Annotated in this window: 12 protein-coding genes; all 12 read left to right on the forward strand. The window is 42.8% G+C overall.

Going from position 1 to position 15,730, the window contains the following annotated elements; all coding sequences use genetic code 11:
* Positions 1-139: 139 nt before the first annotated feature.
* The 12 genes from GTQ38_RS05500 (at position 140) to GTQ38_RS05555 (ending at position 15,631) form a co-directional block, all read left to right on the forward strand.
* Positions 140-3,241: a SusC/RagA family TonB-linked outer membrane protein gene (locus GTQ38_RS05500; RefSeq protein WP_161434475.1), complete on the forward strand. Its 3,102-nt coding sequence runs from the start codon at positions 140-142 to the stop codon at positions 3,239-3,241.
* A gap of 17 nt (positions 3,242-3,258) precedes the next feature.
* On the forward strand, positions 3,259-4,707 hold the full coding sequence (locus tag GTQ38_RS05505) for a RagB/SusD family nutrient uptake outer membrane protein (protein ID WP_161434476.1): 1,449 nt from the start codon (positions 3,259-3,261) through the stop codon (positions 4,705-4,707).
* Between the two features lie 17 nt (positions 4,708-4,724).
* Positions 4,725-6,683 (forward strand): PKD domain-containing protein, encoded by a 1,959-nt coding sequence (locus GTQ38_RS05510; RefSeq protein ID WP_161434477.1) that lies wholly within the window; start codon positions 4,725-4,727, stop codon positions 6,681-6,683.
* Between the two features lie 124 nt (positions 6,684-6,807).
* Positions 6,808-7,725, forward strand: a complete 918-nt coding sequence (locus GTQ38_RS05515; RefSeq protein ID WP_238857802.1) for a polysaccharide lyase family 7 protein — start codon at positions 6,808-6,810, stop codon at positions 7,723-7,725.
* 101 nt (positions 7,726-7,826) lie between these two features.
* On the forward strand, positions 7,827-8,663 hold the full coding sequence (locus GTQ38_RS05520) for a polysaccharide lyase family 7 protein (RefSeq protein WP_238857803.1): 837 nt from the start codon (positions 7,827-7,829) through the stop codon (positions 8,661-8,663).
* A 168-nt stretch (positions 8,664-8,831) separates the two neighbouring features.
* Positions 8,832-9,533 carry a FadR/GntR family transcriptional regulator gene (locus GTQ38_RS05525; RefSeq protein WP_161434478.1) on the forward strand — a complete coding sequence of 234 codons (702 nt, stop codon included), beginning with the start codon at positions 8,832-8,834 and terminating at the stop codon, positions 9,531-9,533.
* Between the two features lie 226 nt (positions 9,534-9,759).
* On the forward strand, positions 9,760-11,040 hold the full coding sequence (locus GTQ38_RS05530) for an MFS transporter (protein ID WP_161434479.1): 1,281 nt from the start codon (positions 9,760-9,762) through the stop codon (positions 11,038-11,040).
* Positions 11,041-11,063: 23 nt separating this feature from the next.
* Positions 11,064-11,825, forward strand: coding sequence for an SDR family NAD(P)-dependent oxidoreductase (locus tag GTQ38_RS05535; RefSeq protein ID WP_161434480.1), 762 nt, complete (start codon positions 11,064-11,066; stop codon positions 11,823-11,825).
* A gap of 12 nt (positions 11,826-11,837) precedes the next feature.
* The gene (locus GTQ38_RS05540; RefSeq protein ID WP_161434481.1) at positions 11,838-12,593 is read left to right on the forward strand and encodes an SDR family NAD(P)-dependent oxidoreductase; all 756 of its coding nucleotides are present in this window, start codon (positions 11,838-11,840) and stop codon (positions 12,591-12,593) included.
* 34 nt (positions 12,594-12,627) lie between these two features.
* Positions 12,628-13,674: a sugar kinase gene (locus GTQ38_RS05545; protein WP_161434482.1), complete on the forward strand. Its 1,047-nt coding sequence runs from the start codon at positions 12,628-12,630 to the stop codon at positions 13,672-13,674.
* A gap of 9 nt (positions 13,675-13,683) precedes the next feature.
* Entirely contained in the window at positions 13,684-14,349 is a 666-nt protein-coding gene (locus tag GTQ38_RS05550; protein WP_161434483.1) for a bifunctional 4-hydroxy-2-oxoglutarate aldolase/2-dehydro-3-deoxy-phosphogluconate aldolase, read from the forward strand.
* Positions 14,350-14,353: 4 nt separating this feature from the next.
* Positions 14,354-15,631, forward strand: a complete 1,278-nt coding sequence (locus tag GTQ38_RS05555; RefSeq protein ID WP_317169042.1) for an Nramp family divalent metal transporter — start codon at positions 14,354-14,356, stop codon at positions 15,629-15,631.
* Positions 15,632-15,730: the final 99 nt, after the last annotated feature.

Consider the following 15,730-nt stretch of genomic DNA (forward strand, 5'->3'; position numbering starts at 1 on the left):
GTTACTTGTCAACACAAATTTACGGAATTCATTTGATTTTAAAGGTCAGTGGTTGACAGTAAGCAGACAAGACAATCACAATGCACGATGTGAATTAAGCATTACTAATCAACATGAATTATTGAAACCAATTAAACAAATGAATTTTAAACTGAAACTTTTATTGATTGCGATATCCCTTGTCAGTATCCAATCATTTGCCCAGGATACTTATAGTGTTTCTGGAATCGTAAAGGGACCGGATAATGTTCCAATTCCCGGGGTAAACGTTATCGTACTGAACACAACCAGAGGTACCCAAACCGATTTTGACGGAAATTATTCCCTCACTGTTTCTGATAATGAGGTAGTTCAATTTTCATATATCGGCTACGCTACACAGACTGTAATTATTACAGGACAGGAGACCATAAATATTACGCTTCAGGAAGATAGAAACCAACTGGATGAAGTTGTTGTAATAGGATATGGTACTCAGAAAAAATCAACCTTAACCGGCTCTATTTCCAAAGTTGTTAACGACGATCTGGATCAAATAGCAGTATCCAGGGTAGATGAAGCCCTGATCGGTCAGGTTTCCGGGGTCAATATACAGGCAACCAATGCAGAAGCAGGTGGTGCTCCCACCATCACCATCAGGGGTTTTGGGTCGATAACAGCAGACTCCGGACCCGCTCTGGTCGTCGACGGTATTGTTGTAAGCTCTGAATTTCTGGCAAATATTGACATGAACGATGTCGAGTCCTTTGAAGTGCTAAAAGATGCCGCATCAGCCGCTATTTATGGGAGTGAAGGCTCAAACGGTGTTATCATGATCACCACAAAGAGTGGTAAGGCAGGTAAAACTCAGTTTAGCTATCAGACTTACGTGGGTTTTAAAGAAGCTCATGGAAGTGATGACTACAGGAAGAGTGTAGCCGAATGGGCAAGAATTGAGCAAGCCGCTACTGGTACGCTTTCCGGAGAAACCTTGTACGCTCAGGAATTGGTAAGAATTACTGGTATTGACAGGGATTGGCAGGATGTTTTTTTTGATGGAGGAAACGTGACAAGCCATTCTTTCTCGGCAAGAGGGGGATCAGAGAACACCAAGTTCAGTGCAGCTTTAAGAACCCTTCACGATGAGGGTGTGGTGATCACCGACGACTACAACTTGTACACGGCAAACCTAAAGCTGGATACCAAATTAACGGACAAATTAAGCTTCGGGTTACGTGCTACACCGTCCTACACTTCGCAAAGAAGATTACCGACATCCATTCACAATCCAACACGTCAATCTCCATGGTTGCCGATTTTTCATACGGAGGAAACGCTACCATTTATCAATAGAGATGCCTATCCGGATGTGGGTGTTGGAGATTACTTCTTTGAAAATCACCTGATCAATTTGGATTTTGATGAAGATGGCAATACTGAAAGACCTAGAACCTCAGGTGATTCCAATCCATATGCTCAATATGTAGAGAGAGAGCATTATGAGTATAATACCAAATTATTTGGTTCCACATATTTCAGCTATGAAATTTTAGATGGACTTACCGCAAAAACATCTTTAGGGGTCACTCTGGAGCAACGCAAGAGAACCAGATGGGATGGTACAAAACACCATGCTGCAGGAAATAGTAGAGCTCAATACAATTTGCAGAATAGATTCCGAATTAGACTTATCAATGACAATACGCTCAACTACAGCAAATCATTTGGTGATCATGAGCTTGGCTTGCTGGCAGGTATGACCATACAACAGCGAAAATCTGAAGAAAGTATCACTACGGGTAACGGCTATTCTAACGACTTGCTTAAAAATCTGCAAGGTGCTACGGCTATCGCCAGTTTTTCTGAAGTCAATACAGAACTCAGAAAGGTAGGGTATTTTGCCAGGATCAATTATGCCTATAAAGACAAGTATTTGTTCAATGCGTCCTTTAGACGGGATGGTAGCTCGGTTTTTGGTGTAAATTCCAAATACGGAAATTTCCCGGCGGTATCAGCAGGTTGGAATGTGGCCAGGGAAAACTTCTTACTTAACAGCGATGTGGTTACCAATTTAAAGTTCAGGGCCAGTTATGGTCTTACCGGAGCAGAGAATTTTAATGTGGGAGACCAGACTGTCAATGTTTGGCCATACCTCGCCTTACTACAAAACTCAAACGCTATTGTTGAGGGAAGTGTAACCTCGGGTGTTTCACCACTAAATATTGCAAATACACTGCTACAATGGGAGGCGTCCGAAGAATTCACTGCCGGATTGGATTACGGATTTTTTAATAACAGAATATCCGGTTCTTTGGATTACTATCAAAGAAACAGCGATGAATTGCTATTGAACAATCCTGTTTCCTATATCACAGGCTTTAACAATGGAATCGTGAATCTGGGTGAAGTGCAAAACAAAGGCTTTGAACTTGAACTCCGAACGAGGAATATTGTCAGCGAGAATTTTAGGTGGAGCTCTACCTTAATCGCATCAACGAACCAGAATGAGTTGTTGAGTTTTGGCGATTCCAACAATGCCCTTATCGAAGATACCTATGGGAGAAATTCTCAATGGATCAACCGGGTAGGGGAGCCCATATCATCTTTCTGGGGTTATGTGGTGGATACCGATGTATACGATGATACGGAGTTTAGAACAACCTATGTTGATAATCCGTGGAATAGGATCAATGGACAGGCTGACGATACCATAGTAAAGGACCTCAATGGTGACGGCATTATTACGGAGGAGGACAAAACCATATTAGGAGATCCTTATCCCGATCTGTTGTACAGTTTTACCAATGACTTTCAAATTGGCGGTTTTGATCTATCGTTCCAGGTTCAGGGAAGTCTGGGGGCTCAGGTGAATAACATCGGGGATCAATACTTCTATAATTGGTTCGGGAACCGCACACGAAGTGGAGGGGAATTGCAGGCGGTGGCTGATGGTCTTGTGCCGCATCCATCTTTCATTCAGGAAAAGGTATTGACAAGTGAAGTTATCGCCAGCGCGGATTACTTTTCATTGCGCAATGTAAACCTGGGGTATAATTTTTCTGAAAAGGTAGTTTCTAAATTGGGTTTAAAAGCCTTGAGGATCTACATGACCGGTCAGAACCTGATCTATATCACAGCTGATGATTATCACGGTTTCAATCCGGAACATGATGATAATGGCAATCCAAGGGCTTATGGCTCTCAAAGGGCAGGAACACCCTTGTTCAGAACCATGACATTAGGTTTGAACATTGATTTCTAATTTCTAAAAAACAAACTATGAAACATATAAAATATTTAGTCTTTGCCATTACAGGACTAATACTCACTTCCTGCAGTGATGAGTTTTTGAACCCATTACCGGACACCTCGGTTGCTGTGGATGCCTTTTTTCAATCCGATGAAGATGTATTGGCTGGCGTTATTGGAATTTATGATGCCCTTCAGGGTGTCAATGAAAATACCGTAACAAATATTGGTAATGCGAATAGGGGAGTCCAGTTTGAGCATCTGCTTACCGAGCATCGTACTGATAATACGAGAAATGCCACCCTTGAAGGTTCGAAGTCTGATTTTCACAGATATGTGGTCAATGCCAATAATGTGGAATCAGAGGACTATTACGCCTCTATGTATGAGGTGATTTTCAGGGCGAATAACATCCTGAACTTTATGGATGTTGCAGATGCCGACAATCAGCCAAAGTATACGGCAGAAGCCAAATTCTTACGGGCCTATGCCTACTTTAAATTGGTCAGGTTGTACAGCGATGTACCCCTGGTTACGGAAGTGGTAGGGCCAACGGACGAAGAAGCCCTTTTTACAAGGATCCCGGAGGCGGAAATTTATGCTCAAATTGTAGATGATTTGCAGGAAGCGGTAGATGTATTGGATAACACCTATAAATCAAGGGCCTCAAAAGCAGCTGCGCAAGCCTTGTTGGCCAAGGTATATCTCACACAGCCAAACCCGAATTATACAGAGGCTCAGCAATTGTGTGAAGCCATTATTAACAGTATGGAGTTTGATCTGGAGCCCAACTTTTATGACGTGTTTTATTCGGAATTGAATGACGAGATCATTTTTGCCATACAATATGAATCGGGAAACGCACAGGAAAGCCAAAGTTTCTCTTCTGAATTTACATCGGCGATTCGCGCCGGAAGAGAAGATGGTCAGAACATAGTTAATGACAATTTGATTGTTGATTTTGTCGCATTTGGCGGTGCGCGAACCGCGATTTCCTATACTACGGTTGATGGCTCCAATGAAGTAGCAAAGTTTTTCCCTGATGGATTTGATTCTACAGCACAACCGGAACCTTATGGACCAAATGCGCGTAACGCCGGTAATGATTACATAGCCATACGCTTTGCAGACGTGCTTTTAATGCATGTAGAAGCAGCAATAGGTTCAGGAACAAGTACTTCCGATGTAGCTGCCCTGACTTCTTTTCAGAGGATCAGGGACAGGGCTTTCCCGGAAACTGCCCCAAATAGTATTTCAAGCGTATCAAAACAGGAACTATTGGTTGAAAGACGCGTAGAATTGGCGTTTGAGAACCAGCGTTGGTTTGATTTATTGCGGTTCGGTGTTGCAGATGAGGTATTGACGGCACACGCCGCCGAAATGGGTTATATCTATAATTCCAGAGCCTTATTGTTGCCAATTCCCGCCAGAGAAATAAATATAAGCAAAGGCCTTTTGACACAAAACCCGGGCTATTAATTTTTATACAAAAGACGATGAAATTCAAAATAAAAATATTTAGCAAGACTAAACTATTGCTCGCAGTTTTGGTTACGGCCAGTTTTATTGTAAGCTGTGTAGGTGATGAACTTTTTCGTGATGATCTGCCAGACGCAAATTCCAAAGAAGACACCATATTTCCCGAAGCTAATTTTGCCTACGCTTCTTCTTCGGATGATTTTAGAACGATCAGATTCAATAATCTGTCTACAGAGGCTACTACTTTTGCCTGGGATTTTGGCGGAGGCAGTACCTCTACAGAACAAGACCCCTCATTTACCTTTGAAGGCGGCGAAGGTACCTATCCTGTCTCCTTAACCGCCAGTGATGCAAATGGTGTTTCAGCTACTGTGACTATTGATGTTATTGTGGTTGAAGGCCCTTTTCAGCCTATAATCCTTGAGCCGGGTTTTGAAGATGATACCTTGCCCGATGGTGGAGGAGATGGCAGGGATTCCTGGAGAAATAGCGACCTGGGAGGGGTTATTCAGATTACAGGCAGTCCCGTAACATTCGGAGACCAGGGTGCCAAGTTACCTAATGACAGAACCCGAATTGGTTACCAGGAAATAACCGTGGAGCCGGATACCAACTATGACCTGAGATTCTGGTACACCATGCTGGATGACTCGTCCGACCCCTGGGTAACCGTAGCGATAATTGGCGTAACGGAAAACGGACCTATCACGACTCCACAAGAGGCCTTGGACGGCATAATCGCTTCCGTGACCGTAAACGATACTGAGGATCCTGATGTCTATGTTCAGCAGAAGTTAACCTTCAGTTCCGGAGCTAACAACACTGTCGCGATATATTTCTTTAACGGCCCTGTAGAGGCCAGACTTGATGATTTCACCATTGATGTGGCTGCTGCTGGTGCAGTACCTCCTTCTGCAGGATTTTCATCCACTCAGAGTACAACGAATTACCTGGAGTATACCTTCACCAATTCATCCACGAATGCGGTAAGCTACTTATGGGATTTTGGCGATGGGAATACATCTACAGAGGAATCTCCAACCCATGTTTACGACACTGCCGCTGAATACACGGTCACACTTACCGCTACAGGTGATACCAACCTGTCCACTGAGTTGAGCCAGACCATTGATATACAGGCACCAGTTACTGCGGATTTTACTTTCGAGGTTGATGCGATGGACTACAGGACTTATTCGTTTATGGATGCTTCCGTGGATGCGGTAATGCTGCTGTGGGAATTTGGTGACGGATTCCAGTTCACAGGGGAGAACCCCACTCATACCTATGCGGCAGACGGGATCTATGATGTCACCCTGACCGCCTACAGTGTTACGGGAGCTACGGATATCGCTACCCAACAGATCATAGTTTCCCAGGGATTTGTCGTACAGGTTCTCAACGGTACATTTGATGAATATACCTTTAATACAGGCGACAATGCGGATGCCTGGGACATGACGCCTAACAGCACTGTTGTGGACAATGATGGAAATACCATTCCAAGTCCCTACGATCCACTTTGGGATAACGGCGCCCTGGATAGCTGGCTTGAAACAGAGTATGGAGATGGCAGTGAGCAGGCCGGCTCCACCAGTGATGGAAATAACGGAACCAGAGGCGCCAAATTGGATGAGAAAGGCCGTCGTTTGTATCAGGTAGTTGCTGTGCAGGCCGGGGAGACCTATACCTTCTCTATAGATGCAAGGACTACCGCTGCCGGGATTACCTCTGAGGTATTTATATTAAATACTGAAATATCCGATGAGACCGGTATTAATGCATCTACCTCAGACCCGGCAATCGACGCCTATTTCGCTATTCCGAACATATTCGCCACGGATGGTGATGCATACGCTACCCATACGTTTGAATTTACCCCTTCAACGAATGAGATAGTCATTTATGTCAGGAATATAGATGTTATAGACAACAGCGCAGAGGCCTTCTTTGATAATATAGAGATTACTGATTAATAGGGACTGTTTGTTGTATTAGATTAAAATCCACCCGGGCTGTAGATCAGGGTCCGGGGGGTTAAATAAGAGAGAATTAAAGGGTTGAACGCTTTGACCATATTGGACATTAACAATTTCTAAAATGAAGTTATTCCAAAAGAGATCCGGAGCAATTTTAATTATGGCATTTCTCACTGTTGGTGTCGCTGCCCAGGACAAGCAAAGTGGCTTTGCAGAAGCGGATGGTAAACTTGAAAAAAAGAGAGAGAAAAGAAAGAAGAAAAAGGTAAAGCTGCCAAAAATTGATCTAAGTCACTGGAAGGTCACTATTCCTGAAGGTCAGGGTAAAGGCGGTGCGATAAATGTGGAACCGCCGGAGATTTTGGATTATGCCAACAACGAAGTGTTAAAACCTTATATGTACAACGATTCCGTATCCGGCGCTTTGGTGTTTTACGCCTTCCCTTCCAATGCGACCACTGCCAATACAAAATATTCCAGATCGGAGTTACGGGAACAAATGGTTCCGGGTGATAATAATACCAATTGGACCTTTGCCGATGGAGGTGTTATGAAAGCGAAGATTGCTATGGACGAAGTTACCAGGGATAAGAAAGGCAAATACCATAAAGTTATCATTGCACAGATACATGGTAGATTAACCGACGAACAGAAAGAGCTGATCGGACAAAAAGACCACAACGCCCCGCCAATCCTGAAAATATATTGGCAAAATGGGAAAATCAGGGTAAAGACCAAGGAGTTAGTAAATCCTTCGGTTTCCGCAAAAGGAATTTTATACAAAGAAGCCTGGAAGGACGATAAGGGAAGAAACTTTGAAGAAGAGGTCGGCTTTAGGAAGTTTAATCTGGAAGTTAAGGTATCAGATGGAAAAATGGTGGTCTCCCTCAATAATAATGAGTTTTTCGTATACGATAGCCCAAGCATAAAGCGCTGGGGGATCTTTGAGAATTATTTTAAGGCCGGGAACTATTTTCAGTCCAGGGATGAAGGAGCCTTTGCCCGGGTAAAGTTTTATGAATTGTCTGTGAAACATTAATGAAAAGTATGATTTCGAGCATTACACATAGAATTAGTTTTCCCTTGCTACTTGTTATAGTCTTGAACATGTTCAATTGCCAATCTTCTTCTGAAACGGACTTGGAAAATGAACAGGATGAAGGCAACAAGGTAGAAGATGCTACCAATGATACGGAATCAGAAAATGAGGAAACAACCTATTTGCTTCCGGATATTGATCTAGGTCACTGGAAAGTTACCTTACCAGTGGGCAGACCCGATGAGGTAGAACCTCCGGAAATTTTGGATTATGCCACAAACGAAGCCCTGCTGCCATACATGTATAACGATTCTACGGACGGGTCTCTGGTATTTTACACCTTTCCCGGTTCATCCACTCCCAATTCCAGCTATTCAAGAACTGAATTGAGGGAACAAATGGAACCGGGAAGTAATAATACCAATTGGACCTTTGCCCAGGGAGGCAGAATGACCGGTACACTTTCAGTTCCTTTTATTTCTGAAGATGAAAACGGTAATAAGTACCGAACCATAATTATGCAGATCCATGGTAGACTAACAAACGAACAACGAGATTTGATAGCAGAGGACGATAACAATGCACCCCCTATTTTAAAGGTTTATTGGAATGATGGCCAGGTAAGGGTGCACACCAAAAAATTGAGGGATCCAGGGGTTTCCTATGAAGAAATATTGCACACATCGGCATGGGAGGATGATGAGCCTTATTCCTTTCCTGAAGCCGTGGGAACTGAAAAGTTCTCCCTGGAGGTAATTGCTTCCGAAGGTAGGATTGAAGTGGTTTTAAACAATACAGATTCCTTCATTAAGGAAGACATCCATTTGGAAAGGTGGGGAGTGTTTGAAAATTATTTCAAGGCTGGGAATTATTTAATAAGCAAGGACGAAGGCACATCGGCAATGGTAAAATATTATGATTTACGGGTTGAACATTGAGTTAGTTGAGTTTTGTAACTATTGGCCAATTTATTTGGCCAATAGTTTAAAAAACAGCCTGAAAATTAATCAGTTGACAATAGTAATACTTATGCTTTTGGGATTGAGGCAAATTGATTAAATTTAATAAACCAATCTGGTTAACCAATTTATTAATTGAGATAATTTATGAGAGTTGATATTCTTACAAAGAGTGAAAACCGAGAGGTACAAAAACAGATAATTTCCAAGTTGCGGGATCTGATCAACTATAAAAATCTGGAACCTGGAGATAAATTGCCTTCCGAAAGAATGCTTTCGGAAAAATTCGGTGTGAGTAGGAGCAATGTCAGGGAGGTTATTCAAAAGTTGGAATTTTTTGGCATTCTAAAGTCCAGGCCTCAAAGCGGAACTTTTATTGCAGATATTGGTCAAATTGCGATAAGCGGAATGATGGCGGATATACTAAGATTGGAAGACCCCGATTTTAAGTCCCTGGTAGAAACGCGGATCCTATTGGAACTTAAGACAGTGCGTTTGGCGGCATTGAGGAGAACGGACGAAGATCTGGCCAAAATGAGAGAAGCTTTGGATGCCTATAAGAAAAAGGTCTTGAACGGTCAGGATGCTGTTCAGGAAGATCTGCTGTTTCACCTGGCTATTGCGCAGGCGAGCAAGAACAGTACTATGAATACTTTTATGTTGATTATTACCCCGGGAATCATAACAAACTTTGAAAAGTACCATGTCTGTGATGCCAACCTTTCGTTTCAGGGAATTCAGGAACACGAAGACATATATGAAGCAATAAAGGAACAGGATCCGAAAAAGGCCAAAGAGAAAATGAAGACCCATTTTAAGATCTTGTATCAGTATTGTTATAACGTTTAAAGATTATTGTTAAGGGTAAAATCAAAATTGCACGCTTTTGTTTTTACTGTTTTGAAATATTTGGAGGGAAGCAAACTAAACAAAATACGATATCAATTCCTGCCTGCCTGCAGAATTTATATATCATATTTAAATTTCAAAGTGTTTGATAAAAAGGCTGGTTTCCATAAGAACCACTCTGCCTTTCGGGAAAACTCTTGTCATACTTCCTTAAAACCTTAAAAAGATGAAATTAAAAAACTTACGCTGGTGGGTAATCACATTGATCTGCATTGCAACCGTTATCAATTATATTGATAGAACAGCATTTGGTGTTATGTGGCCCGAAATGGGTAAGGATTTGGGTATGGACGAGGCAGATTATGCGGTGATGTTGAATGTTTTTATGATCACCTATGCGCTTGGAAAATTCCTGTCCGGTAAACTCTACGATAAAATTGGCACCAGATTAGGATTTGTTTTTTCAATAACCCTATGGTCAGCGGCAGCCATACTTCACGCTTTTGCCAGAGGCCTTCTTTCACTTTCCATTGTCAGGGCCATGCTGGGTCTTGGGGAGGCAGGGAATTGGCCCGGGGCGGTAAAAAGCAATGGTGAATGGCATCCGATAAAGGAACGGGCTATCGCACAGGGAATATTTAACGCCGGTGCCTCGCTGGGAAGTGTCATTGCTCCGGCATTGATTGCGTTCTTGTATGCCCATTTTGGTTGGCGTACCACTTTCATCATTCTCGGTTTAGTCGGATTTATATGGATACTTCCCTGGTTGGTCATCAATAAAGCGAAGCCGGAAAAACATCCATGGATTACCGATGAAGAAAAACGCATGATCCTTTCAGACCAAATTGCACCTTCAACTGAAAAAAACGAGGAGAAAGGTTCTTCCCTGGCCAAAATTCTGAGTTATAGAGAATCCTGGGGGGTTTTGGTTTCCCGATTCTTTATTGAACCTATTTGGTGGTTGTTCGTGGGGTGGATGCCATTGTACCTGAACTCAAAATTTGGCTTTAGCATCGAAGAGATCGGTTCTACCATATGGATCTCCTATCTGGGTGGAATGGCTGGAAGCATTTTAGGGGGATGGGTTTGTGGTAAACTGATGGAAAAACATTCTGTAGACTATTCAAGAAAGATTTCCATTCTCATAGGAGGTATACTGATTTTCTTAGGATTGATGGGCATCATATTCTTTGTAAAGGGTAACAACCCAATGACCTTTATCTATATCGTGGCAGTAGTCTTATTTGGTTTCCAGTTTGCGATCGGGAACATTCAGACGCTTTCAAGTGATTTACTTAAAGGTCCTTCTGTGGGTACCTTGGCGGGTCTTGCCGGCACAATAGCGGCAGTTTCAGTGATTATCATGAACTGGCTCATTCCAAAAATAACCACGGTTTCATACACCCCCGCATTTATCATAATCGCCGTACTGGCCCCATTGGCGGTACTATCGATATATATTTTAATAAGAAAAATTAAACCTGTCGAACTGGATTCGATACAATAAACACTTTAATAAAAAAATAGCACATGACATCAAATGGAAAAATAGCCTTAATAACCGGAGCAACAGGAGGTATCGGCTTTCAAGTAGCCAAAAGACTTGGAAAAGATGGATATACCGTAGTTTTGAATGGAATAGAGGACGATGCCGGTGCCGAGAGGATAAAAGAACTTTCTGCCGAAGGCATTGCCGCCGAGTACTATGGGTTTGATGTAACCAATGAAGAAGCAGTGAATTCAAATATCCGCAGCATAGGGGAAAAATACGGTAAGATAGATGCCCTGATAAACAATGCCGGCGGTCTGGGAGGAAGATCCAGATTTGAAGAGATGACCACTGATTTCTATCGCAGGGTTATGGCATTGAATCTCGATTCTACCTTTTTCTGTTCAAGGGCAGCCATACCCTATCTTAAAAAGGGTGATAAGCCTACAATAATAAATTACACTTCCATTGCCGGTTGGAACGCCGGCGGACCTGGCGCCGGTATTTATGGCACTTCAAAAGCCGCTGTACATGCCATTACCAGGGCCTTAGCCAAAGATCTGGCTGAATATGGGATCAGGGTGAATGCGGTGTCTCCGGGAACTATTGACACCCCGTTCCACACCCAGATCAAGTCTACCAAGCCTGAGGTTTTTGCTTCCTGGAAAAATAATATCTTACTGGGCAGATTAGGACAACCGGAGGATGTCGCCGCAGTTATTTCATTTCTGGTTAGCAATGATGCGGCTTTCCTGACTGCTGAAACCGTTCAGGTAGGTGGCGGTCAGGGGCTGGGAATTTAGTTTTGGACAAGCATGGGTAAACTTAAAGGTAAAATAGCAGTAGTTACAGGAGGCTCCAGGGATATTGGCCGGGCCATTTCCATAAAATTGGCTAAAGAAGGTGCCAAAGTGGTCGTAAACTATTTTAATTCGGAGGATGGAGCAAATGAAACTGTTGAACATATCAAATCTTTGGGGCAGATTGCAATTGCTGTTAAAGCAGATGTGTCCAACCTCAGGGAAATTGAAAATTTAAAGGCTCAAGTCGTTGCGAATTTTGGCGCTGAAATTGATATTCTTGTAAACAATGCAGGAGGCCTTTTCGCTAGAAAAACACTGGCGGAATTTGATGAGAGCTTTTACAATTTGGTTTTAGATGTAAATTTCAAATCCACGGTGTTTGTAACCCAGGCTTTTGAACCCTTAATGGGCAAAGGAGGCTCAATTATTAATCTTTCCTCCCAGGCCGCACGAGATGGCGGTGGAGGGGGCTCAGCCCTGTACAGTGCTTCCAAAGGTGCTGTCAGTACATTCACCAGGGCAATGGCAAAAGAATTGGGTCCAAAGGGAATTCGGGTGAACGCCGTTTGCCCGGGATTGATAGGAACCAAATTTCACGATGATTTCACCAAAGATGAGGTTCGTGCCAAAGTGGCTTCTGTCACCCCTTTACGAAGAGAAGGTGCTGCCGGGGAAGTGGCCGATTTAGTAGCGTATTTAGCTTCCGACGAAGCCTCATTTATAACGGGCAACAATATTGACATAAACGGCGGCCTGGCTTTTAGCTGAGCATGCAATTAGCAATCAAAAATTAATCTTTAGAATGAAAAAAGTTGTGACGTTCGGAGAAATTATGCTCCGTTTGGCTCCACAGGGATTTTTAAGATTTTCCCAGGCAAATAATTTCGATGTCGTCTATGGTGGCGGTGAGTCTAACGTAGCCGTCTCTTTAGCCAATTATGGAGTGCCGGTGGATTTTGTTACCCGCCTCCCCGAAAATGACATCGGACGATGTGCCTTAATGGAAATGCGCAAGAGGGGAGTAGGTACGGACAAAATAGTTTTCGGCGGCGATCGCCTGGGTATTTACTTTTTAGAAACAGGAGCTGTAAGCAGAGGGAGTAAGGTAGTATATGACCGTGCACATTCTGCAATGGCAGAAATTGAAAAGGGAATGATTGATTGGAAATCGGTCTTTCAGGGGGTTGAATGGTTTCATTGGACCGGCATCACACCGGCGATTTCACAAGGAGCCGCCGATGCCTGTCTGGAGGCGGTAAAAGCTGCCAGTGAGTTGGGAATAACCATATCAACAGATTTAAATTACCGAGCTAAACTCTGGAAATATTGCGATGATGGAAAACGGGAAGAAATCATGTCTGAATTAACATCTTACTGTGACATTGTTTTGGGTAATGAAGAAGATGCCGAAAAACATTTTGGCATAAAACCGGAAGGCCTGGATATCACTACCCAGGGTGAGCATGTTAAGGCAGAGGCCTTTCTTTCTGTCTGCGAACAAATGATGAAGCGATTCCCGCGGGCCAAAAAGGTAATTACAACATTAAGGGGTTCTATTTCAGCGTCACACAACAGTTGGGCTGGAGTGCTTTACGACGGTAAAACCATGTTTAAATCACCGGAATATCAGATTACCGATATTGTAGATCGGGTAGGAGGAGGGGATTCCTTTATGGGAGGTCTTATCTACGGTTTACTCAAATACCCTGAAGATGATCAAAACGCTTTGAATTTTGCAGTTGCCGCTTCCTGCCTTAAGCACACCATAAAAGGTGATGCAAATTTGGTAACGGTGGCTGAAGTCGATAAATTAATGGGTGGGGATGCTTCCGGACGAGTAGCTCGCTAGTACATATAAATGAAAGTAGTTGACCAGGAAGAAATACTAAGGAGTATGGGCAAAGCAGGTCTTGTTCCCGTATTCAATCATACCGATGTTGAGGTGGCGGTACAAGTGCTCGATGCCTGCTATAAAGGGGGTGTGCGAGTTTTTGAATTTACAGATCGGCGCGAAAATGCGCTGGAAGTTTTTGGTACTTTGATGCATCATGCTAAGAAATACCATGACTTAATATTGGGTATTGGTACGATATTCTCGGCTGAGGATGCAAAAAAATTCAAGGCAAAAGGTGCAAGCTTTATTGTTTCACCAGCAATGATTCCGGAAATAGCCCACTTCTGCAAAGCAGAAAACTTGCTGTGGATACCAGGTTGCGCCACGGTTACCGAGATTTATCAGGCGCTTCAACTGGGAGCCAAAATTGTCAAGGCTTTTCCGGGTAACGTATTGGGTCCCGGTTTTGTAAGATCCGTTAAGGCCGTATATCCCAAAGTCCCTATCATGCCAACCGGAGGTGTGACACCCTCTGAAGAAAATCTTAGAGAATGGTTTGAGGCAGGGGTAAGCTGTGTTGGTATGGGATCAAAATTGATAGACAAGGATATGCTGTCCAAAAAGGACTTTGGCGGGCTGGAAAAATTAGTCAAGACTACATTGACCACAATCAATAAAATTCGAAACTGATTTCGTGAACGGCGAACGATCAATAAAAGAGTCATCCCTGAAAAGAATACTGGCCCTGATATTGGCTTTTGGTCCGGGTATCTTTGCTATTGGTTATACCATTGGTACCGGTAGTATAACTTCAATGATCGTTGCGGGCAGCACTTATGGCATGCAATTGTTATGGGTATTGTTTCTGAGTTGCCTCTTTTCCGGGATTCTCATGTTTGTTTATGGTAATTACACCTTAATAACAGGAGAAACAGCCCTATTTGCTTTTAAAAGACACTTGAAATGGGGAAAAGTCATGACCATTCTTATCATCATAGGAATTGCTTTTGGTCAATGGAATTCCCTGATGGGAATCATGGGGCTCTCTTCGAACATTATTTACGAGATATTCGCGATTTATTTTCCAAATGTTGCACAGTACAAGTACGAAGTGGTATTAGGCATTGCGATCTTCGTAACTATTATATTTTATGCGCTGCTTTTAGTTGGTAGATACACCTTTTTTGAAAAAATACTTGTCTTCTTTGTTACCGTAATGGGGTTTTCTTTCCTGATATCGCTTTTATTGGTATACCCATTACCATCTGAAGTGTTAAACGGACTTATACCAACCATCCCCAAAGTACAAGGCGGTAAAATGTTGGTAGCAGCGTTTGTCGGAACCACAATGGCCGCGGCAACTTTTCTATCTCGCCCCCTTTTTGTAAAGGGTAAGGGATGGACCATACAAAACCTCAAGCAACAGAAAAGAGATGCTATTACCGCAGCTATTTTGGTGTTCCTAATAAGCGCTTCAGTAATGGCCGTCGCTTGCGGAGCCTTATACCATCAGGGTAAACCAGTGACAGAAGTTCTGGATATGGTCAATACCCTGGAACCGGTTGCGGGCAGGTTTGCAATGACCCTTTTCTTCTTTGGGACCCTAAGTGCAGGCCTTTCTTCAATTTTCCCCATTTTACTGATAGCCCCAATTTTAATCGCGGACTATCAATCCGGAGAATTAGACACCAGTTCCAGGCAGTTTAAGAGTATCACTGCCTTTGCCTGTCTATTCGCGTTAATTGTTCCAATATTTGGATCTAACCCTGTGGAGATACAAATACTATCTCAGATTTTTAATGTCTTTGTCTTGCCATTGGTCATAGTAGGGATCATCCTTTTGATAAATAATAAGAAGCTAATGAAGGGAAACAAAACGGGCATATGGGTCAATATTGGTCTCATAGCTGCTCTATTTTTCTCTTTGGTTATTTCATATAATGGAATACTGGCTTTGGTGAATTATTTCTGAAAAACGGTTTAAATCTTTAATCTTGATTTCGTGCATTCAATGGTCTAACCTCACCTACAGATTTTCGGACCCGCCTGAACAAAGAGGGACCAATGCTCC

Origin of the sequence: Poritiphilus flavus, from assembly GCF_009901585.1 — a bacterium.
Taxonomy (GTDB): Bacteria; Bacteroidota; Bacteroidia; order Flavobacteriales; family Flavobacteriaceae; genus Poritiphilus; species Poritiphilus flavus.

Excerpts from the sequence above, each read along its gene's own strand:
- GTQ38_RS05500 (WP_161434475.1), top strand. The coding sequence starts at position 140 with ATGAATTTTAAACTGAAACTTTTATTGATTGCGATATCCCTTGTCAGT.
- GTQ38_RS05505 (WP_161434476.1), top strand. The coding sequence starts at position 3,259 with ATGAAACATATAAAATATTTAGTCTTTGCCATTACAGGACTAATACTC.
- GTQ38_RS05510 (WP_161434477.1), top strand. The coding sequence starts at position 4,725 with ATGAAATTCAAAATAAAAATATTTAGCAAGACTAAACTATTGCTCGCA.
- GTQ38_RS05515 (WP_238857802.1), top strand. The coding sequence starts at position 6,808 with ATGAAGTTATTCCAAAAGAGATCCGGAGCAATTTTAATTATGGCATTT.
- GTQ38_RS05525 (WP_161434478.1), top strand. The coding sequence starts at position 8,832 with ATGAGAGTTGATATTCTTACAAAGAGTGAAAACCGAGAGGTACAAAAA.
- GTQ38_RS05530 (WP_161434479.1), top strand. The coding sequence starts at position 9,760 with ATGAAATTAAAAAACTTACGCTGGTGGGTAATCACATTGATCTGCATT.
- GTQ38_RS05535 (WP_161434480.1), top strand. The coding sequence starts at position 11,064 with ATGACATCAAATGGAAAAATAGCCTTAATAACCGGAGCAACAGGAGGT.
- GTQ38_RS05540 (WP_161434481.1), top strand. The coding sequence starts at position 11,838 with ATGGGTAAACTTAAAGGTAAAATAGCAGTAGTTACAGGAGGCTCCAGG.
- GTQ38_RS05545 (WP_161434482.1), top strand. The coding sequence starts at position 12,628 with ATGAAAAAAGTTGTGACGTTCGGAGAAATTATGCTCCGTTTGGCTCCA.
- GTQ38_RS05550 (WP_161434483.1), top strand. The coding sequence starts at position 13,684 with ATGAAAGTAGTTGACCAGGAAGAAATACTAAGGAGTATGGGCAAAGCA.